This is a genomic window from Amycolatopsis sp. NPDC024027 (genome assembly GCF_040638975.1).
Taxonomy (GTDB): domain Bacteria; phylum Actinomycetota; class Actinomycetes; order Mycobacteriales; family Pseudonocardiaceae; genus Amycolatopsis.
Genome location: NZ_JBEZYY010000009.1, coordinates 270368 through 294542, shown reverse-complemented (window position 1 = coordinate 294542; position 24175 = coordinate 270368). Strand labels below are relative to the sequence as shown.

27 protein-coding genes are annotated in these 24175 nt (G+C 72.1%); 15 read left to right on the top strand and 12 right to left on the bottom strand.

Annotated elements, in window-relative coordinates; genetic code table 11:
- The first annotated feature begins 44 nt into the window (after positions 1-44).
- The gene (locus tag AB0F52_RS23685; protein WP_103337586.1) at positions 45-635 is read left to right on the top strand and encodes a TetR/AcrR family transcriptional regulator; all 591 of its coding nucleotides are present in this window, start codon (positions 45-47) and stop codon (positions 633-635) included.
- Between the two features lie 173 nt (positions 636-808).
- The gene (locus AB0F52_RS23680) at positions 809-1654 is read left to right on the top strand and encodes a chitosanase (protein ID WP_360174758.1); all 846 of its coding nucleotides are present in this window, start codon (positions 809-811) and stop codon (positions 1652-1654) included.
- A 6-nt stretch (positions 1655-1660) separates the two neighbouring features.
- Here the strand turns inward: AB0F52_RS23680 and AB0F52_RS23675 are convergent, their stop codons facing one another.
- The 3 genes from AB0F52_RS23675 to AB0F52_RS23665 are packed head-to-tail and all read right to left on the bottom strand — an operon-like array spanning position 1661 to position 3810.
- Entirely contained in the window at positions 1661-2647 is a 987-nt protein-coding gene (locus AB0F52_RS23675) for a PHP domain-containing protein (protein ID WP_360174755.1), read from the bottom strand.
- 9 nt (positions 2648-2656) lie between these two features.
- On the bottom strand, positions 2657-3160 hold the full coding sequence (locus tag AB0F52_RS23670) for a YfcE family phosphodiesterase (RefSeq protein WP_360174752.1): 504 nt from the start codon (positions 3158-3160) through the stop codon (positions 2657-2659).
- On the bottom strand, positions 3157-3810 hold the full coding sequence (locus AB0F52_RS23665; protein ID WP_103337590.1) for a GntR family transcriptional regulator: 654 nt from the start codon (positions 3808-3810) through the stop codon (positions 3157-3159). The genes AB0F52_RS23670 and AB0F52_RS23665 overlap by 4 nt, the downstream gene beginning before the upstream one ends.
- A gap of 77 nt (positions 3811-3887) precedes the next feature.
- Between AB0F52_RS23665 and araD the strand changes: the two genes are divergently transcribed.
- From araD to AB0F52_RS23650, 3 genes are all read left to right on the top strand, one after another.
- Complete coding sequence (gene araD / locus AB0F52_RS23660; RefSeq protein WP_360174748.1) at positions 3888-5600, top strand: L-arabinonate dehydratase; 1713 nt, start codon at positions 3888-3890, stop codon at positions 5598-5600.
- A 116-nt stretch (positions 5601-5716) separates the two neighbouring features.
- Positions 5717-7501 carry a VanW family protein gene (locus AB0F52_RS23655; RefSeq protein ID WP_360174745.1) on the top strand — a complete coding sequence of 595 codons (1785 nt, stop codon included), beginning with the start codon at positions 5717-5719 and terminating at the stop codon, positions 7499-7501.
- 51 nt (positions 7502-7552) lie between these two features.
- The gene (locus AB0F52_RS23650; protein WP_360174742.1) at positions 7553-8752 is read left to right on the top strand and encodes an MFS transporter; all 1200 of its coding nucleotides are present in this window, start codon (positions 7553-7555) and stop codon (positions 8750-8752) included.
- 80 nt (positions 8753-8832) lie between these two features.
- Here the strand turns inward: AB0F52_RS23650 and AB0F52_RS23645 are convergent, their stop codons facing one another.
- On the bottom strand, positions 8833-9090 hold the full coding sequence (locus AB0F52_RS23645) for a hypothetical protein (protein WP_360174739.1): 258 nt from the start codon (positions 9088-9090) through the stop codon (positions 8833-8835).
- 207 nt (positions 9091-9297) lie between these two features.
- Between AB0F52_RS23645 and AB0F52_RS23640 the strand changes: the two genes are divergently transcribed.
- Positions 9298-10572 (top strand): diguanylate cyclase, encoded by a 1275-nt coding sequence (locus AB0F52_RS23640; protein WP_360174736.1) that lies wholly within the window; start codon positions 9298-9300, stop codon positions 10570-10572.
- Positions 10573-10587: 15 nt separating this feature from the next.
- Here the strand turns inward: AB0F52_RS23640 and AB0F52_RS23635 are convergent, their stop codons facing one another.
- Positions 10588-11940 carry a TrpB-like pyridoxal phosphate-dependent enzyme gene (locus AB0F52_RS23635; RefSeq protein WP_360174733.1) on the bottom strand — a complete coding sequence of 451 codons (1353 nt, stop codon included), beginning with the start codon at positions 11938-11940 and terminating at the stop codon, positions 10588-10590.
- Positions 11941-12005: 65 nt separating this feature from the next.
- On the opposite strand from AB0F52_RS23635, the gene AB0F52_RS23630 reads away from it, so the two are divergent.
- From AB0F52_RS23630 to AB0F52_RS23615, 4 genes are read left to right on the top strand one after another with little or no spacing between them, the layout of a single operon-like run.
- Positions 12006-12683 carry a dienelactone hydrolase family protein gene (locus AB0F52_RS23630; RefSeq protein ID WP_360174730.1) on the top strand — a complete coding sequence of 226 codons (678 nt, stop codon included), beginning with the start codon at positions 12006-12008 and terminating at the stop codon, positions 12681-12683.
- Complete coding sequence (locus AB0F52_RS23625) at positions 12680-13414, top strand: phosphatase PAP2 family protein (RefSeq protein ID WP_360174727.1); 735 nt, start codon at positions 12680-12682, stop codon at positions 13412-13414. Before AB0F52_RS23630 ends, AB0F52_RS23625 begins: the two co-directional genes overlap by 4 nt.
- A gap of 40 nt (positions 13415-13454) precedes the next feature.
- On the top strand, positions 13455-13703 hold the full coding sequence (locus tag AB0F52_RS23620; protein ID WP_360174724.1) for a GntR family transcriptional regulator: 249 nt from the start codon (positions 13455-13457) through the stop codon (positions 13701-13703).
- Between the two features lie 19 nt (positions 13704-13722).
- Positions 13723-13887: a hypothetical protein gene (locus AB0F52_RS23615; protein WP_360174721.1), complete on the top strand. Its 165-nt coding sequence runs from the start codon at positions 13723-13725 to the stop codon at positions 13885-13887.
- Position 13888: 1 nt separating this feature from the next.
- Here AB0F52_RS23615 and AB0F52_RS23610 read toward each other — a convergent pair whose 3' ends face one another.
- The 3 genes from AB0F52_RS23610 to AB0F52_RS23600 form a co-directional block, all read right to left on the bottom strand.
- A complete protein-coding gene (locus AB0F52_RS23610; RefSeq protein WP_360174718.1) occupies positions 13889-15517 on the bottom strand; it encodes a hypothetical protein in 1629 nt (542 codons plus the stop codon).
- Between the two features lie 84 nt (positions 15518-15601).
- Positions 15602-16825: a sigma-70 family RNA polymerase sigma factor gene (locus AB0F52_RS23605; protein ID WP_360174715.1), complete on the bottom strand. Its 1224-nt coding sequence runs from the start codon at positions 16823-16825 to the stop codon at positions 15602-15604.
- Entirely contained in the window at positions 16822-17145 is a 324-nt protein-coding gene (locus AB0F52_RS23600) for a YciI family protein (protein WP_360174712.1), read from the bottom strand. Before AB0F52_RS23600 ends, AB0F52_RS23605 begins: the two co-directional genes overlap by 4 nt.
- A gap of 114 nt (positions 17146-17259) precedes the next feature.
- On the opposite strand from AB0F52_RS23600, the gene AB0F52_RS23595 reads away from it, so the two are divergent.
- Positions 17260-17868 (top strand): methyltransferase domain-containing protein, encoded by a 609-nt coding sequence (locus AB0F52_RS23595; RefSeq protein ID WP_360174709.1) that lies wholly within the window; start codon positions 17260-17262, stop codon positions 17866-17868.
- A 55-nt stretch (positions 17869-17923) separates the two neighbouring features.
- Complete coding sequence (locus AB0F52_RS23590) at positions 17924-18385, top strand: phage tail protein (protein ID WP_360174706.1); 462 nt, start codon at positions 17924-17926, stop codon at positions 18383-18385.
- A gap of 70 nt (positions 18386-18455) precedes the next feature.
- Here the strand turns inward: AB0F52_RS23590 and infA are convergent, their stop codons facing one another.
- Together infA and AB0F52_RS23580 are read right to left on the bottom strand one after the other, a co-directional pair.
- On the bottom strand, positions 18456-18677 hold the full coding sequence (infA, locus tag AB0F52_RS23585) for a translation initiation factor IF-1 (protein ID WP_103337604.1): 222 nt from the start codon (positions 18675-18677) through the stop codon (positions 18456-18458).
- A complete protein-coding gene (locus tag AB0F52_RS23580; protein WP_360174701.1) occupies positions 18677-19375 on the bottom strand; it encodes a GNAT family N-acetyltransferase in 699 nt (232 codons plus the stop codon). Before AB0F52_RS23580 ends, infA begins: the two co-directional genes overlap by 1 nt.
- Before the next feature lie 249 nt (positions 19376-19624).
- Here AB0F52_RS23580 and AB0F52_RS23575 point away from each other — a divergent pair, with 249 nt between their 5' ends.
- Positions 19625-20251, top strand: coding sequence for a glyoxalase (locus tag AB0F52_RS23575; protein WP_360174698.1), 627 nt, complete (start codon positions 19625-19627; stop codon positions 20249-20251).
- Positions 20252-20258: 7 nt separating this feature from the next.
- On the opposite strand, the gene AB0F52_RS23570 is transcribed toward AB0F52_RS23575, so the two are convergent.
- A complete protein-coding gene (locus AB0F52_RS23570) occupies positions 20259-21650 on the bottom strand; it encodes a PLP-dependent aminotransferase family protein (protein ID WP_360174695.1) in 1392 nt (463 codons plus the stop codon).
- A 47-nt stretch (positions 21651-21697) separates the two neighbouring features.
- On the opposite strand from AB0F52_RS23570, the gene AB0F52_RS23565 reads away from it, so the two are divergent.
- Positions 21698-22849, top strand: coding sequence for an MFS transporter (locus AB0F52_RS23565; RefSeq protein ID WP_360174693.1), 1152 nt, complete (start codon positions 21698-21700; stop codon positions 22847-22849).
- Between the two features lie 15 nt (positions 22850-22864).
- On the top strand, positions 22865-23656 hold the full coding sequence (locus AB0F52_RS23560; RefSeq protein WP_360174690.1) for a DNA-formamidopyrimidine glycosylase family protein: 792 nt from the start codon (positions 22865-22867) through the stop codon (positions 23654-23656).
- Here AB0F52_RS23560 and AB0F52_RS23555 read toward each other — a convergent pair.
- Positions 23653-24111 (bottom strand): DinB family protein, encoded by a 459-nt coding sequence (locus tag AB0F52_RS23555; protein ID WP_360174687.1) that lies wholly within the window; start codon positions 24109-24111, stop codon positions 23653-23655. The two genes, AB0F52_RS23560 and AB0F52_RS23555, sit on opposite strands and share 4 nt — an antisense overlap.
- Between the last annotated feature and the right edge of the window lie 64 nt (positions 24112-24175).

Below are 24175 nucleotides of genomic sequence, written 5' to 3'. Positions count from 1 at the left end.
AAAACCCTCGGTACCCCAATTCCGAGGTTCGCTAGAGTGCCCGCATGGCCCGACTCACCCGCGCAGAAAGCCAGGCGCGCACCCGCGAGCAGCTGGTCGAGACGGCCAAGCTGCTCTTCCTGCGCGACGGCTACTCGGTGACGTCGCTGGAGAAGGTCGCCGACGAGGCCGGGTATTCGAAGGGCGCGGTGTACTCGAACTTCCGCAACAAGGACGAGCTCTGCCTCACCGTGCTCGACCGGATCCACGACGAGCAGGTCGCCCTGATCGCCGAGGCGCTGGCCGGCGCCGAAGGGGTGGAAGGGCTGCTGGCGGCGTTCCAGACCTGGGCCGAGCGCAGCATCGGCGACGAGGCCTGGACCGCGCTCGAGGTCGAATTCGCCACGAACGCGCGGCGCGACCCGCACGTGCGCGCCGAGCTGGCCGCGCGGGACAAAGCCATCCGCGACACCATCGCCGGCCTGCTCACCGGGTACGCCGAGCGGTTCGGGATCACCCTCCCGATGTCGGCCGACGACGCCGCGACGGCGTTGCTCAGCCTGGGCATCGGGCTCGGCGTCCAGCGCGCGATCGACCCGACCATCCCGGTGACCGTGCTGCCGGACGTCATCCGCCTCTTCGCCGGGGTGCGCTGACCGTCCTTTGCGGACCTTGCGGAAGTGGTCTGGACCGTTCACGAACATGAACGAATTCCGCCTCTTGTGGAGCCTGCTGACCCTTCGCTACCGTGTCGTTACGCCGCAGCTCCACCCACACACCCGTAACCGCCGTACTCCCACGGCGCATCCCGCGGAAGGGTCCCCTCCCCATGAGCAAGAAGTTGCGGCCGGTCCTCGTCGGCACGCTCGGCGCGGCCTCCGTCGCCGCCCTCGTGATCACCACGCCGGCCCTCTCCTCCGCCGCACCCGCGCCACCGGCGGCGACCAGCGCGTCCGCGCTCGCCACCGGTGACCTCTCGGCCCCGGCCAAGAAGGAAATCGCGATGAAGCTGGTGTCCAGCGCGGAAAACTCGTCGCTGGACTGGAAGGCGCAGTACAAGTACATCGAAGACATCGGCGACGGCCGCGGCTACACCGCGGGCATCATCGGCTTCTGTTCGGGCACCGGCGACATGCTGGAACTCGTCGAGGCGTACACGAATTCCGTCCCGAACAACCCGCTGGGGAAGTACCTTCCCGCGCTGCGCAAGGTGAACGGCACGGACTCGCACGCCGGGCTCGGCTCGGCGTTCGAAAGCGCGTGGAAGCAGGCCGCGGCGACGACGGCGTTCCAGACCGCGCAGAACAACGAGCGCGACCGCGTCTACTTCAACCCGTCGGTGAACCAGGGCAAGTCGGACGGCCTGAGCAACCTCGGCCAGTTCGCCTACTACGACGCCATCGTGATGCACGGCCCCGGCGACAGCTCCGACAGCTTCGGCGGCATCCGCAAGGCCGCGATGAAGAAGGCGAAGACCCCGGCCCAGGGCGGCGACGAAGCGACGTACCTCAAGGCGTTCTTCGCCGCCCGCAAGGTGATCATGAAGCAGGAGGACGCGCACTCCGACACCTCGCGTGTGGACACCGAGCAGGCGAAGTTCCTGAGCGAAGGCAACTTCGACCTGCACACCCCGCTGAAGTGGAAGGTGTACGGGGACTCGTACACGATCAACTGAGCCGGGCTACCGGGTCAGGAGCGCATCCGCCGTGCGGGTGTTCAGGATGCGCTCCGGCCCGATCCCCGCCTTGATCGCCCGCTTGCAGCCGTAGCCCAGCCAATCCAGCTGGCCCGGCGCGTGCGCGTCGCTGTCGATGGTGAAGTCGCAGCCGATTTCCGCGGCCAGGCGCAGCAACCGCATCGGGGGGTCCAGGCGCTCCGGCCGGGAATTGATCTCCACCGCGACGCCGTTCTCGCGGCACGCCGTGAACACGGCTTCGGCGTCGAACTCCGACTCCGGGCGCCCGCGGCCGACCACCAGCCGGCCCGTGCAGTGGCCCAGCACCCGCACGTGCGGGTTGCGGACCGCCGCCACCATCCGGCGGGTCATGTCCCGCGCGGGCATCCGCAGCTTCGAGTGCACGCTCGCCACCACGAAGTCCAGCTCCCCCAGCAGTTCTTCCTCCTGGTCGAGCGAACCGTCGTCGAGGATGTCGACCTCGATGCCGTGCAGCAGGCGGAACGGCGCCATCAGCTCGTTGGCCTTCGCCACGATCTGCATCTGCGTCCGGAGCCGGTCCGGGGACAGCCCGTTCGCCACGGTCAGCCGCGGCGAGTGGTCGGTCAGCACCATCCACTCGTGACCGACGTCCCGGCCCGCCACCGCCATCTCGCCGATCGAACTGCCGCCGTCCGACCAGTCCGAGTGGGTGTGGCAGTCGCCGCGCAACGCCGAGCGCAGCGGCTCGCCGTCCGGTAGCTCCTTCTCGACGATCTTCCCCCGGTAGGCCGGGTCACGACCGGCCAGCGCGTCCTCGATGACGCCGGCGGTGGCCTTGCCGATGCCCGGCAACGACGTCAGCGTGCCGTTCTCCGCCATCTGCGCCAGCTTCTCGGCGCCGGTCTTGTCGACCGTCGCCGCGGCGTTCCGGAACGCCCGGACGCGGTAGGTCGGTTCTCTCGCGCGTTCGAGCTGGAACGCGATCTCCCGCAACGCCCATGCCGGATCCATGGGACCTGTCTACCCCCTCCGGGGCAGTTGATGCAGCTCGACGCCGGTCAGCGCACCGTTTTCGATGCGGCAGGTCTGGTACGTGCAGTACGGCTGGCGACGGCGGTCCGTCGGCGAGCCCGGGTTGAGCAGCCGCATCCCGGACGGCGCCACCGTGTCCCACGGGATGTGGCTGTGCCCGAAGACCAGCACGTCGGTGTCCGGGAACCGCGCGTCGCACCGCTGCTCGCGACCCTCCTTGGCGCCCGTCTCGTGGATCACCGCCAGGCGCACACCGTCGAGTTCCGCCCGGGCGATCTCGGGCAGCCGCGCCCGCAGCGCCGGGCCGTCGTTGTTGCCGTACACGCCGATGAGCCGCTTGCTGCGCTCTTCCAGCTCGTCCAGCAGGGCGACCTCGACCCAGTCGCCCGCGTGCACGACGACGTCGGCGGCCGCCACCTCCGCCCACACCTGCGGCGGCAGCTCGCGGCCGCGGGCCGGCAGGTGGGTGTCCGAGATCAGCAGCAGCTTCATCCGATGGCCTTCAACACCCGTTCGAGGAACCCGCCGATGTGGTCGCGCAGCAGCGCGGCCGCGCCCTCGGCGTCGCCCTTCTTCGCCGCGGCCAGCACCGCCCGGTGCTCGGTCCACTCCTTCTTCCAGCTGGGGTTGGCTTCCCAGCCGACGACGCTGATCAGGGCGGCGCGGTCCTTGAGGTCGTCGAGGATGCTGACCAGCAGCGGGTTGCCGCAACCGCGGTAGAGGGCGCGGTGGAAGCGGCGGTTCAGCAGGCTCAGCGCGGCCTGGTCCTTGTCCGCGATCGCCGTCGACGCCTCCTTCAGCGCCTCCGCCGCGTCTTCCAGCAGCTCGGGGTCGTGCCGCCCGACGGTCCGCCGGACGGCCTCGGGTTCGAGCACCATCCGCACGTCGTAGACGGACTTCGCGAGCTCGGCGTCGACCGTGATCACCGACGCGCCCTTGTACGGGCTGAACGTCACCAGCCCCGAGTTGGACAGCACCTTGAGCGCCTCGCGCACCGGGGTCTTCGACACGCCGAGCCGCGCGGCCAGCTCCGCCTCGACCAGCGGTTGACCGGGGACGAGTTCCCGGGTCAGGATGCCGCGGCGGATCTCCTCCAGGACCACTTCGGTCCGGGAGGCGGGCAGGCTGAACGTCCCGGTCATGGCGCGCTCCCTAGTTCGTGTCGGGTCCCATTCAACCAGGCCAGGCAGATCGTATATCAGATGCCATACTGGATCGCATGAAGCAACCCGAGGAACTCCGCAGCCACCGGTGGTTCGGCGGCGACGAACTGCGCAACTTCAGCCACCGCGCCCGCAGCCGCCAGCTCGGCTACAACCCGGAAGAGCACCTCGGCAAGCCGGTCATCGGCATCCTCAACACCTGGTCGGACATCAACCCCTGCCACATGCACCTGCGCGAACGCGCCGAGCAGGTCAAGCGGGGTGTCTGGCAGGCCGGCGGCTTCCCGCTGGAGTTCCCCGTCGCCACGCTGTCGGAGACCTACCAGAAGCCGACCCCGATGCTCTACCGCAACCTGCTCGCCATGGAGACCGAAGAGATCCTCCGGTCCTACCCGATCGACGGCGCCGTCCTGATGGGCGGCTGCGACAAGACCACCCCGGCGCTGCTGATGGGCGCGGCCAGCGCGGGACTGCCGGCCATCTTCGTCCCGGCCGGGCCGATGCTGCGCGGGCACTGGCGCAACGAGGTCCTCGGCAGCGGCACCGACATGTGGAAGTACTGGGACGACAAGCGCGCCGGGCTGATCGGCGACGCCGAGATGTCCGAATTGGAGCGCGGGCTGGCCCGCTCACCGGGGCACTGCATGACGATGGGGACGGCGTCGACGATGACTTCGGCCGCCGAGGTGCTCGGCGTGACGCTGCCGGGCGCCGCGTCGATCCCCGCCGTCGATTCGGCGCACCACCGGATGGCCGCGGCCAGCGGCGCCCGGATCGTCGACATGGTCTGGGAAGACCTGACCATCACCCAAGTGCTGGACAAACGCGCCTACGCGGACGCCATCACCACCGTCCTTGCGCTCGGCGGCTCGACCAACGCCGTGATCCACCTGATCGCGATGGCCGGCCGCAGCGGGATCCCGCTGAGCCTGGCCGACTTCGACACGATCGCGCGGCGCGTGCCGGTGCTGGCGAACATCCGGCCCGGCGGCGACTGGCTGATGGAGGACTTCTACTACGCCGGCGGCCTGCCCGGGCTGCTGTCGCGGCTGACCGACCTGCTGCACACCGACCGGCCCACCGTCACCGGCCGCACCCTCGGCGAGAACCTCGAGCCCGCGCGCGTGCACAACGACGACGTCATCCGGCCGCGGGACAACCCGGTCGCCGCCGAGGGCGGGGTCGCGGTGCTGCACGGGAACCTGGCGCCGTCGGGGGCGGTCATCAAGCACATCGCGGCCGAGAAGCACCTGCTGACGCACACCGGGCCGGCCGTGGTGTTCGAGGACTACCCCGACCTGAAGAAGCGGATCGACGACCCGTCGATCACCGCGGACTCGGTGCTGGTGCTGCGCGGCTCCGGCCCGCTCGGCGGCCCCGGCATGCCCGAGTACGGGATGCTGCCGGTCCCCGCGCACCTGCTCGAACAGGGCGTCCGGGACATGGTCCGGATCTCCGACGCGCGGATGAGCGGGACGAGCTACGGCGCCTGCGTCCTGCACGTAGCCCCCGAGTCGCACGTCGGCGGCCCGCTGGCCCTGGTCCGCGACGGCGACCTGATCACCTTGGACGTTCCTTCGCGGACGCTGCGGCTCGAGGTGTCCGATGAGGAGCTCGAGCGGCGGCGTGCCGGGTGGACCGCGCCGGCGCCCCGGTTCGAACGCGGTTACGGCGCGCTCTACAGCGAACACATCACGCAGGCGGACGAAGGCTGCGACTTCGATTTCCTCGCCCGGGCGGGCCACAATCCGGAACCGGACGCGCGCTGACGCTGATCCGTGACCGTTTCATCCCCCGTTAGGGCGAGTCGTACGGCTTGTCCGGGTGCCCCGTACGCTGTTCCCGTCACCGTCGCAACCCGGTGCCGCGTTGAAGGGGTGGAGAGTTGCCGTACGAACCGCACTGGCCCGACTCACACGGCGAGCAGACCGACGTCCTGCCCGTCGTCCGGCCCGAGCCGCAGCCCGGCCCCGCCGCCGCGAAGCGCTCCTTCCGCACGGCCGGCCTGATCGCGGGCGGGGTGTTCGGCGTGCTCGTCGCGGTCTACGGGATCGACCTCCTGATCAGCCAGGGCAGCGTCCCGCGCGGGGTGACCGTCGCCGGTGTCGACGTCGGCGGGATGGGCCGCGAGGCGGCCGAGCAGGAACTGCGCGGGAAGATCGAGCCGCGGCTGACGCGCCCGCTCGCCGTCACCGCGGGCGAGTACCAGGGCACGCTGGCGCCGACGCTCGCCGGGCTGAAGCTCGACTGGCCGCAGACCCTCGACCAGGCCGGCGAGCAGCCGCTGAACCCGTTCACGCGCCTGTCGTCGCTGTTCTCCAGCCGCGAGGTCGGCGTCGTCAGCCACGCCGACGGCGCGAAGCTCACCGCCGCGCTGGAGGCACTGCGCGGCCAGGTCGACCGCGACCCGGTCGAGGGCACCGTCAAGTTCGAGGGCGCCCGGCCGGTCGCCGTGCCGCCGAAGACCGGGCAGAAGCTCGACGTGCCGGCCGCGACCGCCGCCGTCGTCGAGAAGTGGGCGAGCGGGGAAACCCTGGCGCTGCCGGTGACCGGCACGCCGGTGCGGACCACCGCCGAAGGCGTCCAGGCGGCGCTCGACGGGTTCGCGCGTCCCGCCGTGTCCGGCCCCCTGCTGATCAAGGGCGAGGGCAAGGTCGCCACCGTGAAGCCGGAGGCGATCGCCGCGGCGATCACCTTCGAACCGGCCGAGGGTGGCGGGCTGACCCCGAAGATCGACAACGCGAAGATCGCCGAAGCCGCCGGGCCGCAACTGAAGTCCACCGAGAAGGAGGGCAAGGACGCGACCGTCGTCTTCGAGGGCGGCAGGCCCGCGGTCGACCCCTCCACCGACGGCCGGACCGTCGACTGGGACCCCAGCCTCAAGCCGCTGCCCGACGTGCTCAAGAAGACCGACGGCCGCGAGCTCCCGGCCGTCTACAAGGACAGCCCGGCGAAGGTGACCACCGAGCAGGCGAACCAGCTGGGCATCAAGGAAGTCGTCGGCGAGTTCACGACCGAGAAGTTCGCGGCCGACTCCGGGGTGAACATCCGGACCGTCGCCCAGAAGGTCAACGGCGCCATCGTCAAGCCCGGGGAAACCTTCAGCCTCAACGGTTTCACCGGCCCGCGCGGCACGGCCCAGGGCTACGTCGAGGCGGGCGTGATCAAGGACGGCGCTCCGGGGCGCGAGGTCGGCGGCGGCATTTCGCAGTTCGCGACCACGCTGTACAACGCGTCCTACTTCGCGGGCCTCAAGGACGCGGGGCACAAGGAGCACAGCTACTACATCAGCCGCTACCCCGCCGCGCGCGAGGCCACGGTGTTCCAGAACCCCAACGGGTCCAGCGTGATCGACCTCAAGTTCACCAACGACTCGCCGACCGGCATCGCGATCCAGACCATCTGGACGCCGTCGTCGATCACCGTGAAGCTGTGGGGCACCAAGCGCTACACCGTCGAGTCGATCGAAGGCGAGCGGACCGGCCAGAGCGACCCGCAGCCCAAGCCGGGGCCGGCGGAGAACTGCCACGCCTCGAACGGCGCGCCGGGGTTCACCACCAGCAACACCCGGGTGCTCAAGGACGCCGCCACCGGCCGCGAAGTCGGCCGGTCGACCCGGACCGTGCACTACAACCCGCAGCCGAAAATCGTCTGCGGCGAAGGGCAGTGACCTCCTAACGGCCGTTCACGCTGGGCGTCCACGGCGGTACCCTGGGTGCCCATGACAGGGCGCGCCGCAGGCTTCCGGGACGTCCTCGCCGTGACCGAGTTCCGGGCGCTGTTCTCGGCCCAGCTGGTCTCGGTCACCGGTGACCAGCTGGCGCGGGTCGCGCTCTCGATCCTGGTGTACGACCGCACGAACTCGCCGGGCTGGGCCGCGCTGACCTACGCCCTGACGTTCCTGCCGGACCTCGTCGGCGGGCCGCTGCTGTCCGGGCTGGCCGACCGGTACCCGCCGCGGACGGTGATGGTCCTGGCGGACGTCCTGCGGGCGCTCGCGGTGGCCGTGATGGCGGCGCCGGGCCTGCCGCTGCCGGTGGTGGCGGCGCTGCTGGTCGGCGTCCAGCTGTTCAACCCGGTGTGGAACTCGGCCCGGGCCGCGCTGCTGCCGCAGGTGCTGCCGGGCGAGACGTTCGTGCCCGGGATGGGCCTGCTGATGATGCTGGTGCAGGCGGGCCAGGTCGCCGGGTTCGCCCTCGGTGGGCTGCTCGTGGCGGGTCTCGGCACCGGCGGCGCCCTGCTGGCGGACGCGGCGAGCTTCGCGGTGTCCGCCCTGTTCCTGGCCGCCGGCGTGCAGGCCTGGCCGCCGCGGGAAACCTCCGGCGTCCGGTGGTGGCGGCACGTCCGGGCCGGGTGGACGGCGGTGGCCGGCGACCGGCGGCGGCTCGCCCTGGTGGCGCTGGGGTGCGTGTCGGGGCTCTACATCGCGGGCGAGGCGATCGCCGCGCCGTACGCCGCCGAACTCGGCGGCGGCGCGGTCGTGGTCGGGCTGCTGCTCGGGGCGTTCGCGCTGGGGAACGTGCTCGGCATGGCGGCGTTGTCGCGGATCCCGCCCGCGCGGCGGGGACCGTTGCTGGGGCCGCTCGCCGTGCTGGCCTGCGCGGCGCTGCTGGGCTGCGCGCTGCGACCGGACCTGGTGGCGACGTTGGCGCTGTTCACGCTGTCCGGGGTGGCCAGTTCGTACAACTTGATCGCGAACACGACGTTCGTGCAGCTGACGCCGGAGGCTCAGCGCGCCCAGTCGTTCGGGTTCGCGCTGACGGCGTTGCGGGTGTCGCAGGGGCTCGGCGTGGTGCTGGCCGGCGTGGCCGCCGAACGCGTGGCTCCGCACGGTGTCGTCGCGGGAGCCGGGGCGATCGGCGTGCTGGCGGCGTTCGGCGCGGCTCGGCTGTGGCGGCGGGCACAGCCGGATCCCCGGTGACCGGCCCCGCCGAACGCCGTGAATGACTCATTCCTGGCGTCTGACGCCAGGAATGAGTCATTCACGGCATCGCAGCGAGGTCAGGACTGCGTCCAGTCGGTCGGGCACTGCGGCAGCGCTGGCGAGACGCCCGGCCGGGTCCAATCGGTGGGCAGCTCGCGGACGGTCCAGTCGGTGGGCAGTTCGCGGGCGGTCCAGTCGGTGGGCAGCTGCCGCGGGGTCCAGTCGGTCGGGATCGCCCGGGTCCAGTCGGTGGGGAGCTGCCGGGTCCAGTCGGTCGGCCGCTGCGCGCGACGGCGGGACGGGAAGATGTTGCTGCTGGGCAGGAAGTGCGACATGGTTTCTCCTGTTGTGAGGGAAGTGGCACGATGCGTGACCGGACCGTAACCTGACCGGCCTAGTGACACACCGCGTTCATTCGGTTACATTGACGATTTCCGCGAAGAGTTCCGTCCTGAGCAGAAGGGCGTTTCGTGGGATTGTCCGGGTCCCCAGGGCGAAAGCCCAGCTCAGAACGTCCACGATCAGGTACCCGAACGTGGGCGATGTGGAAGCTGGCCACTCCGGTGCTCGGCTACGTCCTCATCGTCGACGCCCTGGCGCTGATCGCGGTCCTCTCGACGGCCGCGCTGGTGCCGATCACCACCCCGGCGCTGCTCTGGTGTGGACTGATCCTCGCCGGTGAGGTCGTGCACCTCGAAGCGGCGCAACGCATCGAGCGCATCCGCGAGCTGGCCGCCGACGGCCGTCCGCACATGCACCTGCAGTCGATCTGGATCTTCGCCGGGCTGCTCCTGCTGCCCCCGCCACTCGCCACGCTCGTCATCGTCGTGAGTTATGCCCATTCCTGGGTCCGCGTCTACAAACGGCGAGGTGTGATTCACCGGAAAGTGTTTTCCGGCGCGACGGTGATCCTGGCGTGCACCGCCGCGGGAGCCGTGTTGTGGGCGGGCACCGGGCACGTGGCGCCGTACGTGCCCTACCTCGACGGGTTCGGCGGGATGACCGCGCTGCTGACGTCCGGGATCGTCTACTTCGGCCTGAACTACGTGCTCGTGATCGTGGCGATCCTGCTGAGCAACCCCGGAAAGCCGCCGCGGCAGGCGTTCGGCAACGCGTCCGACGTGCTGATCGTGCTGGCCGCGGTCGGCGTCGGCTGCGGCATCGCGCTGGTGATGACGGTCCGGCCGTGGCTGCTGCCGGTGCTCATGGTGACGCCGGTGGCGCTGCACATCGGCCTGCTGCTGCCGCAGTTCCAGGCGGCCGCGCGCACGGACTCCAAGACGGCGCTGCTCGCGCCGGAGTTCTGGGTCCAGCTGGCCCGCAACGAGCTGGCCCGCGCGGCGGAGCTGTCCTCGACGGCCGGCGTGCTGATGATCGACATCGACCACTTCAAGGCCATCGACGACGGCAACGGCCACCTGGCGGGCGACGAGGTCCTGCGCGCGGTCGCGGCGGCGATCCAGGCCGCGGTCCGCGGCGGCGACTACGTGGGCCGCTTCGGCGGCGACGAGTTCGTGGTGCTGCTCCCGGGCACGACCAGCGCGGAGCTGGCGTCGGTCGCGGACCGCATCCGGACCGCGATCGCCCGGCTCGAGGTGCCGGTCCCGGTGATCCGCCCCGGCAAGCCCGAGGTGATCAGCGGCCTGACGGCCTCGATCGGCGCGGCGGTGTACCCGGAAACGGCCACGGAGTACACGATCCTGCTCCAGGCAGCGGACGACGCGGTGTTCGAGGCCAAGGCGGGCGGCCGCGACCGCGTGGTCCTGGCGACCGCCCGCACCGAACTGACCCGCCCGGAAATCCCCGACGCGCTTTGACCCACCCCACGCGGGTTAGGGCAAGGTGGCGAGGGACTCCTCGAGCGTCGCATCGGAAAGCTCGTTGTCCACCATGTCCCCGGCCAGGTAAGCACCATACGCCGGCAAGTCCAGGTGAGCGTGACCGCACAGCGCCGTGAGAATCACCTTCTCCTCCCCGGTCTCCTTGCACCGCAACGCTTCCCGGATGCACGCCGCCAGCGCGTGGGTCGGCTCGGGTGCCGGGATGATGCCCTCGGAGCGGGCGAACCGCACCCCCGCCGCGAAGCACTCCTGCTGGCCGATGGCGATCGCCTCGATCAAGCCGAGTTCGTGGATGTGCGAAATGAGCGGTGACATCCCGTGGTAGCGCAGGCCGCCCGCGTGGATCGGGTCCGGGATGAAGTCGTGGCCGAGCGTGTGCATCTTCAGCAGCGGCGCCAGCCCGGCCGTGTCGCCGAAGTCGTAGGCGTACCTGCCACGCGTCAGGGATGGGCACGCCGCCGGCTCGACCGCGCGGATCACCGGGTCCATCCGGCCGGCCAGCTTCTCGCGCAGGAACGGGAACGCGAGGCCGCCGAAGTTGGAGCCGCCGCCGGTGCAGCCGACCAGGAGGTCCGGGGTGTCGCCGGCCAACTCGAACTGCTTCAGCGCTTCCTCACCGATGACCGTCTGGTGCAGCAGCACGTGGTTGAGCACGCTGCCGAGCGCGTACCGCGCGTCCGGGTCCTGCGCCGCCTGCTCGACGGCTTCGCTGATCGCGATGCCGAGACTGCCCGTCGAGTCCGGGTGCCGCTCGAGGATCGCCCGGCCGGACTCGGTCAGCTCGGACGGGCTCGGGTGGACGGTCGCGCCGAACGTCTCCATCATCAGCTTGCGGTAGGGCTTCTGGTCGTAGGACGCCCGCACCTGCCAGACCTCGCACTCCAGCCCGTACTGCGCGCAGGCGAAGGCGAGGGCGCTCCCCCACTGGCCGGCGCCGGTCTCGGTGGTCAGCCGCCGCACGCCTTCGGCCGCGTTGTAGAACGCCTGCGGCACAGCGGTGTTCGGCTTGTGGGAGCCGACCGGGCTGACGCCTTCGTACTTGTAGTAGATCCGCGCGGGGGTGCCCAGCGCCTTTTCCAGCCGGCGCGCCCGGAACAGCGGCGACGGGCGCCAAAGCCGGTAGACCTCCCGCACCTCCTCCGGGATGTCGACATAGCGATCAGTCGTCACTTCCTGGGCGATGAGCGCCTGCGGGAACAGCGGCGCGAGGTCGTCCGCGCCGACGGGCTCGCGCGTGCCGGGGTGCAGCGGCGGCGGCGGCGGCTCGGGCAGATCGGGGATGACGTTGTACCACTGGGCAGGGAGATCGGCTTCGTCCAGGACGTATTTGGTCTGTTCAGCCATCACGCCTCCTTGGTCGGCACCTCAACTTAGGACGCACCCGGCCGCGGAACCAGTACGGTGTCCGGGTGAGGAATTCAGTCCTGAACGACATCCCGACGTGGCACCCGCCCGCCGGCCGCGGTCCGGGCCTGGTGCTGGTCCAGGAAATCTTCGGGTTGGACGACTACCTGCGTTCGGTGGCGGCGGACCTGGCCGCCGCGGGGTACGTGGTGGCGGTCCCGGAGCTGTTCTGGCGCACGGCACCGGGCTGGTCGTCGACCCACGACGAAGCGGGTGTCGCGGCTTCGATGGCGGTGATGTCCGCCTTCGACCCGGCCTTGGGGCTGTCCGACGTCCTGGCCACGGTCGGCCACCTCCGGTCCCTGCCGTCGGTCACGGGCGGCGTGGGTGTTTTGGGCTTCTGCTTGGGCGGCTCGCTGGCCTTCGCCGCGGCGGCCGAGGGCGACCCGGACGTGGCGGTGTCGTTCTACGGTTCGACGGTGGCGCAGCAGATCGACGCTCTTTCCCGCGTCGAATGCCCGATCCAGTTCCACTTCGGCGGGGCGGATCCCTACATCCCGCGGTCCGATGTGGCCGTGGTGGAGGCCGCGGTGGCCACGCATCCCGGGGCGGAGATCCACGTCCAGGAGGAGGCGGGCCACGCGTTCCACAACCACGTGGCCCCGATGTTCCACCACCCCGAAGCGGCGGCGCGGGCGTGGGAGCTGACGACGGAGTTCCTGCGGCGGGCCCTGCCGGCGTGAAGGCGGCCGTGCTCTTCCGGGGCGTCGGCGGGCGCCCCGGCGTGCTCGTCGAACCGGTCTTCCTCTTGCTCTGGTTCCTGCTCTTCGCGCGGCTCGACGCGGCGGTGGGCAAGGACTTCGCGGCCGCCGACGCCCATGCGCTGGCGCTGCAGTCCCTGGAACACCTGGCACACCTCGACATCGAGCGGAGTGCGAACGACTGGCTGGCCGGCCGGCCGGTCCTCGGCCACCTGGCCGTGTACCTGTACCGGCTGTACTACGTGGTGGTCGCGGGCGTGCTGCTGTGGGTGTTCGTCCGCCGCGCCGAGGCCTACCGCCACGTCCGCCGGACGATGGTCGCGATGACGGCGCTGGTCCTGCCGGTCTACTGGGCGGTGCCGATGTCCCCACCGCGGTTCGCGCTGCCGGGCGCGGTGGACATCGTGGCCAGGTATGACTTCCTGGGTGTGGAGAGCTGGACGAAGCCCACCCACTACACGGCGATGCCGAGCATGCACGTCGGCTGGTCGCTGTGGTGCGCGTACGCGGTGTGGACCGCCCTGCGCGGCACGCACCCACGCCTGGCGTGGTCGGCGTGGTCGTTCCCGCTGCTGATGATGGCGGACGTGCTCGCCACGGCGAACCACTACGTGCTGGACATCGCGGGCAGCGTCGCGCTGCTGACCGTCTCGGTACTCGTGGCGTCCTGGTGCGGGCGGCTCGCCGAGTCTTGGCGAACCGCGCCCGCATAGCCGACTGTCACTCCGGATCGTGGCTTGCGTACGGCGGGGCGTGGCTTCGGGAGAACTCGCCGTCGGCGAGCAGCTGTCGCCGGCGGCCGAGCCGGCCGGGGCGCTGTCCGTTGACCGCAACACCGTGCCGGCCGCCTACCGGCGGCTGCGGGACGAGGGCGTGCTGGAGTTCCGCCGGGGCCGCGGGGCACGGGTCGCGTCCGCGTCACCGAGCCGGCTCCGGTCACCGATGCGGCACAGGCGCTCGTCGCCGTGGCCCGCCGGCACGGCCTGGGGCGCCACGACCTGACCGGCCTTTCGCCGTCCCTGTGGCGCCTGCCCTCGGCTTCTGGTGGACCCCGCACAGCGCCTTCTCCACGCTCCGGACGGGCCCCGCGCTGCGACTGGTGATGCACACCGGCCGGACCGTGACGATCACCGTCCCCGACCCCGACGCCCTGGTCACGATCGTCCACGAGGCGAAGTCCGCCTGAGCTAGGACTGCTGCCTCGGGACGGGCGGATCCACCGGCCAAGGCGGCCCGGACGGCTCGCGCGGCCACGGCGGATCCGGCGGCCAGGGTGGTCCCGGCAGCGCGGCCGGGTCGCGCGCGCCGGCCCACCAGCCGGCCACGGCGACCACCGGCAGGCAAGCCGCGGCGAGGATCAGGCCGAGTCCGGCCGCCGGGGCGTGCTCCTGCGGGTGGCCCAGCGTCCAGCCCAGCGCGGGCGCGACGTACGCCAGTCCGGTCAGGACGGCGGCCGCGACGACCGCCGTCATGCGCGGCCGGTGCAGGAGCGGCTGAGCCAGTGCGAGAGCGGCGCCGGTGCCGACCAGGCAGAGAGAAGCCACCAGCCAGGGCCCGGTCGACATCCCGGAGCCCTCCGTGAAGAAGGCCACCGCGCCGAGGACCGGGAGACCCAGCACGATGAGCAGGACGAGGGGAACCACGGCGGTGAGCCCGCGGCCGAGCCGGGTGCGGACCCGGGCGGCCGCCAGCGTCGTCCCGATCAGCAGCGCGAGCACGGCGAGCAAGCCGGCGTAGTTGACGTCGTCCCCGATGAACCGGCCGAACGCGGTGAGCGGCGCCGGCCGGATGGCCAGCCCGGTTTCGGGGACCACGACCGGGATCCGGCGCCAGGCACCGTCGGCGCCGCGGACCACCAGCCCTTCCACCCCGTTGGCCACGAACACCTCGTGCCCGCCCGGGACGGCGCGGACGACGACTTCCACACTGGACAGTTTGGGCAGGTTGACCACCCCGGACGGAAACGGGTGCTGGCGCGAGATGAACTGCCACCGGGCGGCGGGCGTCTCCCAGGCGGTGTGCCACGTCCGGCCGGCATCGGTCGACTCGTCGACGCCGGGCGGGCGGCCACCGCTCGGCAGCAACCCTTCGTTGTCGAGATCAGCGGTGCCGCGCACCCGGTAGCAGTGTGCCGCCACGTCGGGCACGCAGGCTTGGACCTGCAGCTGCCGCTCCGGCGTCGGCCCCGTCGTCGACCAGTTCGTCGGCGGCACCTGCGACAGGAACCTCCAGCCGTCGACGCCCGAGGAGGAGCTGTAGATCCCCCCGGCCGCCTCGATCACCACCTGCGCGCCCCCGGTCCGCACGGATTCGACCGCCGGAGTGTCGTCTTGGGCCGCCGACGTGGCGGTGATCGCCAGCACCGCGAACGGCACCACGACGATCACCCGCACCCGGAACACCAGGTCCGCCGGCAGGGGCGGGGCCGCGGTCACCCGGCGCCAGACCCACCAGGAAAGACCCAGTGCGGGCAGCGCGACCAGGTCGGTCGGATCGGCCAGGATCACCGAAGGCCCGTTGACCACCGACCACGCCGCCGAAGCGACGCCGGCGCCCGCGGTGGTCAGCTTGACCACCGCGAACGCGACTCCGGTCACTCCCACCGCGGCCGCGGCGGCGAACCGGCGGGCGAGGAACAGGCCGGGCAGCAGCCCGAGCACCGGCGGGGCCGCGACCAGCCCGGCCACGTCACTGAGCTTCCCGGTGACCAGGCCCGGCCACGCCGGTTTGAGCAGGTGGTCGTTGAGCAGCAGGACCGCCGCGGCGCCGACGGTCAGCGGATGCGCCGCCCAGCGCAGAAAGACCCCAGTTCGCATCTGGTACAGCCTCCGGTGCCGTGATCACGACCGCGACACGGCTCGGCCCCGGATCGGGTCCGGGTGCGGTGAGTCAGGTTCCGGCTACCCCAGCTGATCCCGCCGGCGCGTCAGGTACGCGATCTCGGCGGTGTTGCCCGCCAGCTCGATGGCTTTGCCGTAGGCCGCGCGGGCTTCCGCGCTGCGCGACAGCCGCCTGAGCAGGTCGGCGCGGGTCACGTGGTAGGCGTGGTAGCCGGCCAGTTGCTCCTCGAGCCGGTCGACGGCCGCCAGCGCCACCTCCGGGCCGTCGAGCTCGGCGACCGCGATCGCCCGGTTGAGCGCGACGACCGGGGACGCGTCCACCCGGACCAGCTGGTCGTAGAGGGCGACGACCTGCGACCAGTCCGTGTCGCGGATGTCGCGGGCGGACGTGTGCACGGCGTTGATCGCCGCGAGGATCTGGTAGCGGCCCGGCGCCACCCCGGCGGCGAGGCGCTCGCGCACCAGCCCGTGTCCCTCGGCGATCAGCGCCGCGTCCCAGGTGCCGCGGTCCTGCTCGTCGAGCGCGACCAGCTCGCCCGCCGAAACCCGGGCCGGGCGGCGGGCCTCGGTGAGCAGCATCAGCGCCAGCAGCCCGGTCACTTCGCCGTCGTCCGGGAGGAGTGCGTGGATCAGGCGGGTGAGCCGGATCGCCTCGGCGGTCAGCTCGTGCCGGATCGGGTCGGTGCCGGGACCGGTGGCCAGGTAGCCCTCGTTGAAGACGAGGAACAGGACCGTGAGCACCCCGGACACGCGTGCGGGGAGGTCCTCGGCGGCCGGCACGCGGTAAGGGATGCGCGCGGCCTTGATCTTGGCCTTCGCGCGAGTGATCCGCTGCTCCAAAGCAGACTCCCGCACCAGCAAGGCGCGGGCGATCTCGGGCACGGTCAGGCCGCCGACCAGGCGCAGCGTCAGCGCGACGCGGGCTTGGGCCGCCAGCGCGGGGTGACAGCAGGTGAAGATCAGCCGCAGCCGGTCGTCGTCGATCGCGCCGGACGGCTCGGGCGGGGTGTCGTCGTACACCATCCGGGCCTCCTTGTGCTTGTCGTCGCGCTTGTTCTCGCGCCGGATCCGGTCGATGGCCTTGCGGTTGGCGGTGGTGGTCAGCCAGGCACCGGGGTTCGGGGGCACGCCGTCGGCCGGCCACCGCTCGACGGCGGTCGCGAACGCTTCGGCGGCGGCCTCCTCGGCGAGGTCGAGGTCGCCGAAACGCCTGGTCAGCGCGGCCACCACCCGGGCCCACTCCGCGCGGTGCACCCGGGTCACCGCCTGCTCGACGTCGCTCACCGGAACGGTCGCACCTCGATCTTCCGATCGCAGGTCTTCGACGCCTCGGCGGCGAGCTTGAGCGCCACGTCCAGATCGGGGACCTCCCACACCCAGAACCCGGCGAGGTACTCCTTCGACTCGATGAACGGCCCGTCGCTGATCACCGCCTGCTCGCCCCGGTGGTCGACGACCGTGGCCGCGTCGGTGTCCGCGAGCCCGCCCGCGAAGACCCAGTAGCCCTCGGCGATCAGCCGGTCGTTGAACTCGCTGATGGCGGGCTGCCGGTCCGTGCTGCCGGGACTGCTCTTGTCGTCGATCACGGAAACCAGGTACTGCATCAGGAAATCCTCTCTCGGTGGCCACCCCTCGTGGGTGGCTTCACCCTTGCCACGAACGCCACCGGCCCGATCCGACAACCTCGCCCGGATTCTTTTCGAAGGTTACGGTGCCTTGTGGAACACGACGCGCCACGGCAGCATGACGTCGGCGCCGAGGGCGACGCGCGTGCCGGTCAGCTTGCCGGTACCGGCCCCGAGGTCCAGTACCTGGCCGAGCTGCGGCGCGCCCTGCCGGCCGTCCGCGCCCTGGCGGGTGGTGCCGAGGCGATCCCGCTGCCGGACGCCTCCGTCGATGCCGTGCTGGCCGGCAACGCGCTGCACTGGTTCGCCATGGCCGTCGCCGGGCCCGAAATGGCCAGGGTGCTCGCCCCCGGCGGCGTCTTGGCCGGCTTGTGGAACGTCCTGGACGACCGGATCGGCTGGGTGGCCGGGCTGGAGCGGATCAGCGGCCCCGCGGTGATCGGCCCCCGCGACACGTTCAGCAGCCGGCGCGCCGCGACGGCCGGCCTGGCCGGCCGGTTCGGCGCACCGGAGCAGGCCGAGTTCCCGCACGGACAGCGGCGCACCGCCGACTCCCTCGTCGCGACCCTCGCCGGGGTGCTGGTCATGCCGGCGCGAGAGCGGGAGGCCACCCTCGACCGGATCCGCGCCCACCTCGCGGACCGGCGCGGCGAGTTCGTCCTCCCGCTGCTGACCGGCGTCCTGCGCGTCCGGAGGCCGTAACCGGCACAACGGCCTAGGCTGAAGTCCGGTCAGGACACCGACGCGGAGGATCGCCATGCCCCACACCGTGGACTTCGAGACCGTATCGACAGCCGGCCTGGAGTCGTCGCCGGTCGCGGACGCGCTCGCCGGGTTGCGGGCCAACGAGGCGCGGTACTTCAAGAACAAGTACGACCACGTCTTCACGGTCGAGCCCGCCGGCGACGTCCGGCCCACCATCGACTGGGTGCACCGCATCCTCGAGGAAGAGCGCGGCATCGTCATCGCCTCCCGCCCGCTCGAGGCGACCGCTTTCCAGGTCGAGAACATCCGGTGGACGTACGTGTTCTACGAGAACGGCCTGTCGATCAACGTGCTGTACACCGTGGACGACGGCGGGAAGCGGGCCGTCGGGTTCAAGCTCTCCGACGGGATGGAGATCCCCGAAGAACTGTCGTCGTTCAAGTTCGCCCGCCAGAAGTCGAAGCTGGCCGGCACCATCCGCGGCTCCTACTTCGTCATCAAGAACGAATACTGACGGCGAGCCGTCGCCAGGTCCGGCGGACCTGGCGACGGCAAGCTCCGGCCCCGGCCTCCGAGGTCCCGTACTACGTCCGGTAGCGGAACAGGATCCGTCCCCGGTTCAGGTCGTACGGGCTCAGCTCCACCAGGACCCGGTCGAACGGCAGGATCTTGATGAAGTTCTTCCGGATCTTCCCGCTGATGTGCGCGAGAACCTTGTGCCCGTTCTCCAGCTCGACCCGGAACGTCGCGTTCCGCAGGCACTCGACGACCGTGCCCTCGACTTCGATGCCCGCTGTGTTCGCCATCAGCGCAGCACCAGCTCGACGTTGCCGCCCACCCGGCGGGCTCCGGCGGCCTCGACCAACGCGACGGCCGCCGGGTTCGCTTCGTTCACTTCGGCCGTGGCCGCCTGAACTCCGTTGCGGTGCAACGCGTCCAGCACGTGGGTCAGCAGCGCGCGGCCGATCCCGGATCGCTGCCGGTCCGCGCGGACCGCGAGCAGGCCGATCCGCGGCTGCCGCGGCAGCGCCGCCAGCCTGAGCAGGCCCACGTAGTCACCCCCGGACTCCGCCACCGTGTACTTGGTGAGGTCCGGAACATCCGGCCGGGGAAGGATCTCCGCCGGCATCTCCGGCCAGCCCACCGTCGCCGAGACTTCGGCGCGGATCGCGTCGTCGAGCGAGCGCAGGGCCCGCTCGTCGGACGGCGGCCCGATCGTCACACCCGGGACGGCGGGAACCGTGCCCGGTGCCGCGGGGACCACGTACTCCCACTCACGGCGTCGCGTGGTGAAACCGGCCGATTCCCAGCAGGACCGGAGATCGGTGTCGGCTTCGTCGACCACTGTGTACAGCGGCCTCGGCAGTGCGGGCAGCATGTCGGCCGCGAGCAGCGCGAAGTCCGCTGGGTCCCACGTGTCGATGCTGAGGAAGAGGCGTCCGTCCGGTCGCCGGAACACTTCCCCGCGGCCGGCCACGTCCGGCCGTTGGTGCAGATAATCCATGGTGTCGCCTTTCGGGAGACGGTCGAAGCGCTCCCGGCGACACCTGCGTCAGCCGCCCGCCCGTGACGACGAGGGGGAGCACCCATTGCGTACAGCGTTCACGGGTCTCACCTCCTCGGGCCGGGTCACGGTCAACGGCAAGCTACCAGCCCCGCGAGCGTCCCGCCCACTCCTTTTCCGCACGGGCCCGCCCAGACCGATCAGGAATCGAGAAGCGCCGGTCAGCGGCCCGGACCTAGCGTTACCGGCATGACGAACATCGAAACCATCACCCTCGAAGTCGCCGACACCGCCGCCGCCGAGCGCTTCTACGCCGACGCCTTCGGGCTCACCACCCAGCTGCGGTTCCGGGTCTCGGACGCGCCGAGCGACGGCTTCCGCGGGTACACCCTCTCCCTCACCGTGCCGCAGCCCGCCGACGTCGACTCCCTGATCGAGACCGCCCTGAAGGCCGGGGCCACGACGATCAAGCCCGCAACCAAGTCCATGTGGGGTTACGGCGGCACCGTCCGGGCGCCGGACGGGGCGATCTGGAAGCTCGCGACCTCCGCCAAGAAGAACACCGGCCCGGCCACCCGCAAGATCGACGCCGTCGTGCTCCTGCTGGGCGCCGCCGATGTGGCCGCCAGCAAGAAGTTCTACCTCGACCGCGGCCTGACCGTCGGGAAGAGCTTCGGCAAGATGTACGTCGAGTTCGACGCCGGCGAGAGCCCCGTCAAGCTGGCGCTGTACCGCCGCAAGGCGCTCGCGAAGGACGCCGGCGTCGCCCCCGAGGGCAGCGGCTCGCACCGGATCGCGGTCGGCGGCGCGCCCGCGGCGTTCACCGACCCGGACGGGTTCGCCTGGGAGAGCACCGCTTCCGCGAGCCTCTCCTGATCATCGCTCAGCCGCGCAACAGGTCGGCGACGGCGGCGATGCCGGGCGCGATCGCGTGGTCCGGGGTGTCGCCGAACCCCAGGATCAGCCGCGGCGGCCACGGCCCCGGCATCGCGTGCAGGCCGGCCAAGCCGTAGAGGCCGACACCCCGCTGCCGGGCCTGGTCGATCACCTGCTCCTCGCCGGCCCCGGGCGGCAGGTGCAGGACGGCGTGGAACCCGGCGGCGAGCCCGGTGACGCGGAGGCCGGGCGCGTGGACGGCCAGCGCGTCGACGAGCGTCCGGCGCCGGGCGGCGTACTCGGCGCGGGCGCGGCGCAGGTGCCGGTCGTAGCGCCCGGACTCGATCAACAGCGCCAGCGCCAGCTGGTCGAGGCCGGGGCTCCCGCGGTCGGTGACGGCCTTGTCGTGTGCCAGCACGGGAACCAGCCGTTCGGGGGCGACCAGCCAGCCCAGGCGCAGGGCCGGGGCGAGCGACTTGCTGACCGTGCCGAGCGAGACGACGTGGCCGGGGTCGAGGCCCTGCAGCGAGCCGACCGGGTCGCGGTCGTAGCGGAATTCCGCGTCGTAGTCGTCTTCGATGACGAGGCCGTCGCACCGGCGCGCCCACGCGAGCAGCTCTTGACGGCGGTGCCCGGCGAGCACCACGCCGGTCGGCCACTGGTGCGCCGGGGTCACCAGCACGGCCCGCGCCCCGCTGCGGTCGAGCGCCTCGACGTCCAGGCCGTCTTCGTCGACCGGGACGGGCACCACGGGCAGGCCGGCGGCGGCCGCCTGGCTCGTCGTCGACCGGACGGCGCCGGGGTCCTCGAAGGCCAGGGTGACGCCGTCGGCCGCGAGCGCCCGCAGCACCAGCCCGAGCGCCTGCGCCATCCCGGTGCAGACGACGACCTGTTCGGCCGAGGCCGCGACCGCCCGCACCCGGCGCAGGTACGCGGCGAGCACCTCACGCAGCTGCCGCTCGCCGATCGGGTCGCCGTAATCGAACGCGGTGTTCGGCGCGGTGCGGCAGACCTCGCGGACCGCCCACGCCCAGTCCTCGCGGGGCGCCAGGCGGAGGTCGGGCACGCCGTGGCGGAAGTCGGCGATCGCGGGCCGCGGCGGCGTCCGCGGGCTCGGCGGGGGTGGCGCGGCCCGGCGGGCGACCGCCGCCACCCGGGTGGCCGATCCGGGACGGCTGGTCAGGTAGCCCTCGGCCTGCAGCTGGGCGTAGCAGTCCTGGACCAGGCCGCGGGACAGGCCGAGGGCGCGGGACGAGGGCAGCCGCTCCCCGCCCGCCAGGCGGCCGCCGCAGATGGCGTCACGCAGTTGCCGCTCCAGCTGCGCGCGGAGCCCGTCCCCGCTCTCGCGGTCGATCGTGAACAGCAGCTCCGGACCCGAACCGGCCCACTCCACAGCCATGGAACTGGACCTTACCGGTGACCCGGTTCGCTTCTAGCGTTCTCGGCATGACCGTCGACCTGCAGCTCCGCCCCCGGTTGGTGTCCCGCGCCCTGCTGGTGCGCTTCGTCTCGATCATCGGCTCGGCGATCGGCTTCTTCCTGCCGCTTTCGGTGGTGCCGCTGTTCGCGAAGCAGGCCGGCTCGGAAGCCGCCGCGGGGCTCGCGACGGTCGCGTTGCTGCTGGCCACCGTGGCCGCCGAGCTGGTGACGCCGCGGCTCGTCGCCCGCGTCGGCTACCGGTGGGCGCTGGCCGCCGGGCTGGTCCTGCTCGGGGTGCCGACGCTCGTCCTGGCCTTCAGCGACGACATCCGCGTGATCATCGCGGTCAGCGTGGTGCGCGGGATCGGGTACGCCATCGCCGTGGTGGCCGGCGGGGCCGTCACCGCCCTGCTGATCCCGGCGGACCGGCGCGGCGAGGGCCTCGCGCTCGTCGGGATCGTCGGCGGGATCCCCAGCCTGCTCGCGTTGCCGGCCGGTGTGTGGGCGGCGGCGCACTGGGGTTACGCGCCGGTGTTCGTGGTGACGACCGTGGCGACCCTGCTCGCCCTGCTGTCGGTGCCCGGCCTGCCGCGGCACTCCTTCTCCGCCACCGCAACGGACCACGGCGTCCTGGCCGGCCTGCGCAACCCGGTGCTGACCCGGCCCGCGACGCTCTTCGCGGTGTCGGCCGCGGCGGCCGGCGTCCTGGTCACGTTCCTCCCGCTCGCCGCCGCGGACCAGCCGGCCTGGGTCGCCGCCAGCGCGTTGCTCGCCCAGCCCGCGGCGGCCACCGCGGCGCGCTGGGCCGCCGGGCGGATCGGCGACCGCCACGGCCCGGCGTGGCTGCTGGTGCCGGGGCTGCTGCTGGCCGCGGCGGGTGTGGCGGGCCTCGTCTTCATCGGCACCCCGGCCGCGGTGATCGGCGGGGCGTTCGTGTTCGGCGCCGGGTTCGGCGCCCTGCAGAACGCGACGCTGTCGCTGATGTACGCCCGGGTGCCCGCCGGCGGCGAGAGCGCGGTGAGCGCGATCTGGAACGCGGCCTACGACCTCGGCATGGCGGCCGGCGCGCTGGGCGCCGGGCTGCTGATCGGCTCCGCCGGGTACCCGGCGACGTTCGCGCTCACCGCCGTGGCGATCCTGCCGGCGTTGCTGCTGGCGCGGCGCGACCGGCGTCCCTGACGCAAACTGGTTCGCGTGCCCGAACTCCCCGAAGTGGAACTCGCCCGGCAGGTCCTCGCCGGTGCGCTCGGCCGGAAGATCCGCTCGGTCGACGACCACGACGACTGGGTCTGCCGCCCCCACGCCCCCGGGGACATCGCCACGGCGTTGCGGGGCGGGCGGCTGGTGGGAGCGCATCGGCGGGGCAAAACGCTCTGGTGCGAAACGGAAGCCGGCGACGGGCGGCCCGGCCCGAACCTCGGCCTGCACCTCGGGATGGCCGGGCAGCTGCGGTTCGCCGGCGAGAGCGGACCGCCCGGACGGGCTCGCGATCGGGTGGAGAAACCCGAGTGGTTCCGGTTCGGGATCACTTTCGCCGATGGCGAACAGCTGCGCCTGTTCGACACGCGGCGGCTCAGCCGGGTGCGGCTCGACCCGGATCTCGACGCGCTCGGCCCGGACGCCGGGGAGATTTCGCGCCGTGACTTCGCCGAGCGCGTCGGCCGCGGGCGGGCGCCGCTGAAGGCGCGGCTGCTGGACCAGTCGGTGGTGGCCGGGATCGGGAACCTGCTGGCCGACGAAACCCTCTGGCAGGCGGCGCTTTCCCCGGCGCGGCCGGTGGACGAGCTGAGCTCCGACGACCTCGGTCACTTGCACAAGGCGCTGCGGAAGGCGTTGCGCGCGGCCATCCGCCACGGCGGCGTCCACACCGGCGAGATCATCGGCCACCGCCGCGCGGGCGACCACTGCCCGCGCTGCGGCGCGGAAATGCGCCACGGGACGGTCGGCGGCCGGTCGACCTGGTGGTGCTCGAAGGAGCAGTCCTAGCGCGGGCCCAGTCCGGTGCGGCCGTCGAGCAGCTCGCGCACCACGTCCAGGTGCCCGGCGTGCCGCGCGGTCTCTTCGATGACGTGGAGCACGACCCCGCGCAGATCGGTGATTTCGTCGCCGAGCGGGCCGGGGTGCCGCCCTCGCGGCGTCGCGGACAGCGGCGTCGCGGCGAAGATTTCGTCGGACCGGCGGCACTGTTCGCGGTAGTAGGCGAAGACGGCCGCCGGGGTCCGCGGCGCGTGTTCGCCGAGCAGCGGACCCGCGGCGCCGGCGACGATCTCCTGGAACCAGTGCCATTCCGCGTCCCCGAGGTGTTCCACCATGTCCAGCGGGGTCCAGCCGGACGGGAGGACCGCCTTCGTCAGGGCTTCCTCGCCGAGGCCGTCGAGGATCGCCAGGACAACCGCGCGCTGGGCCCGCAGGAACGTCAGCAACGTGCTCTTTTCGGTCACGACCGCGGACCCTAGCGGCGGGAGCGCATCTTCGAGGGCGGTTTTTGTCGGGGGTAGCCGGTAA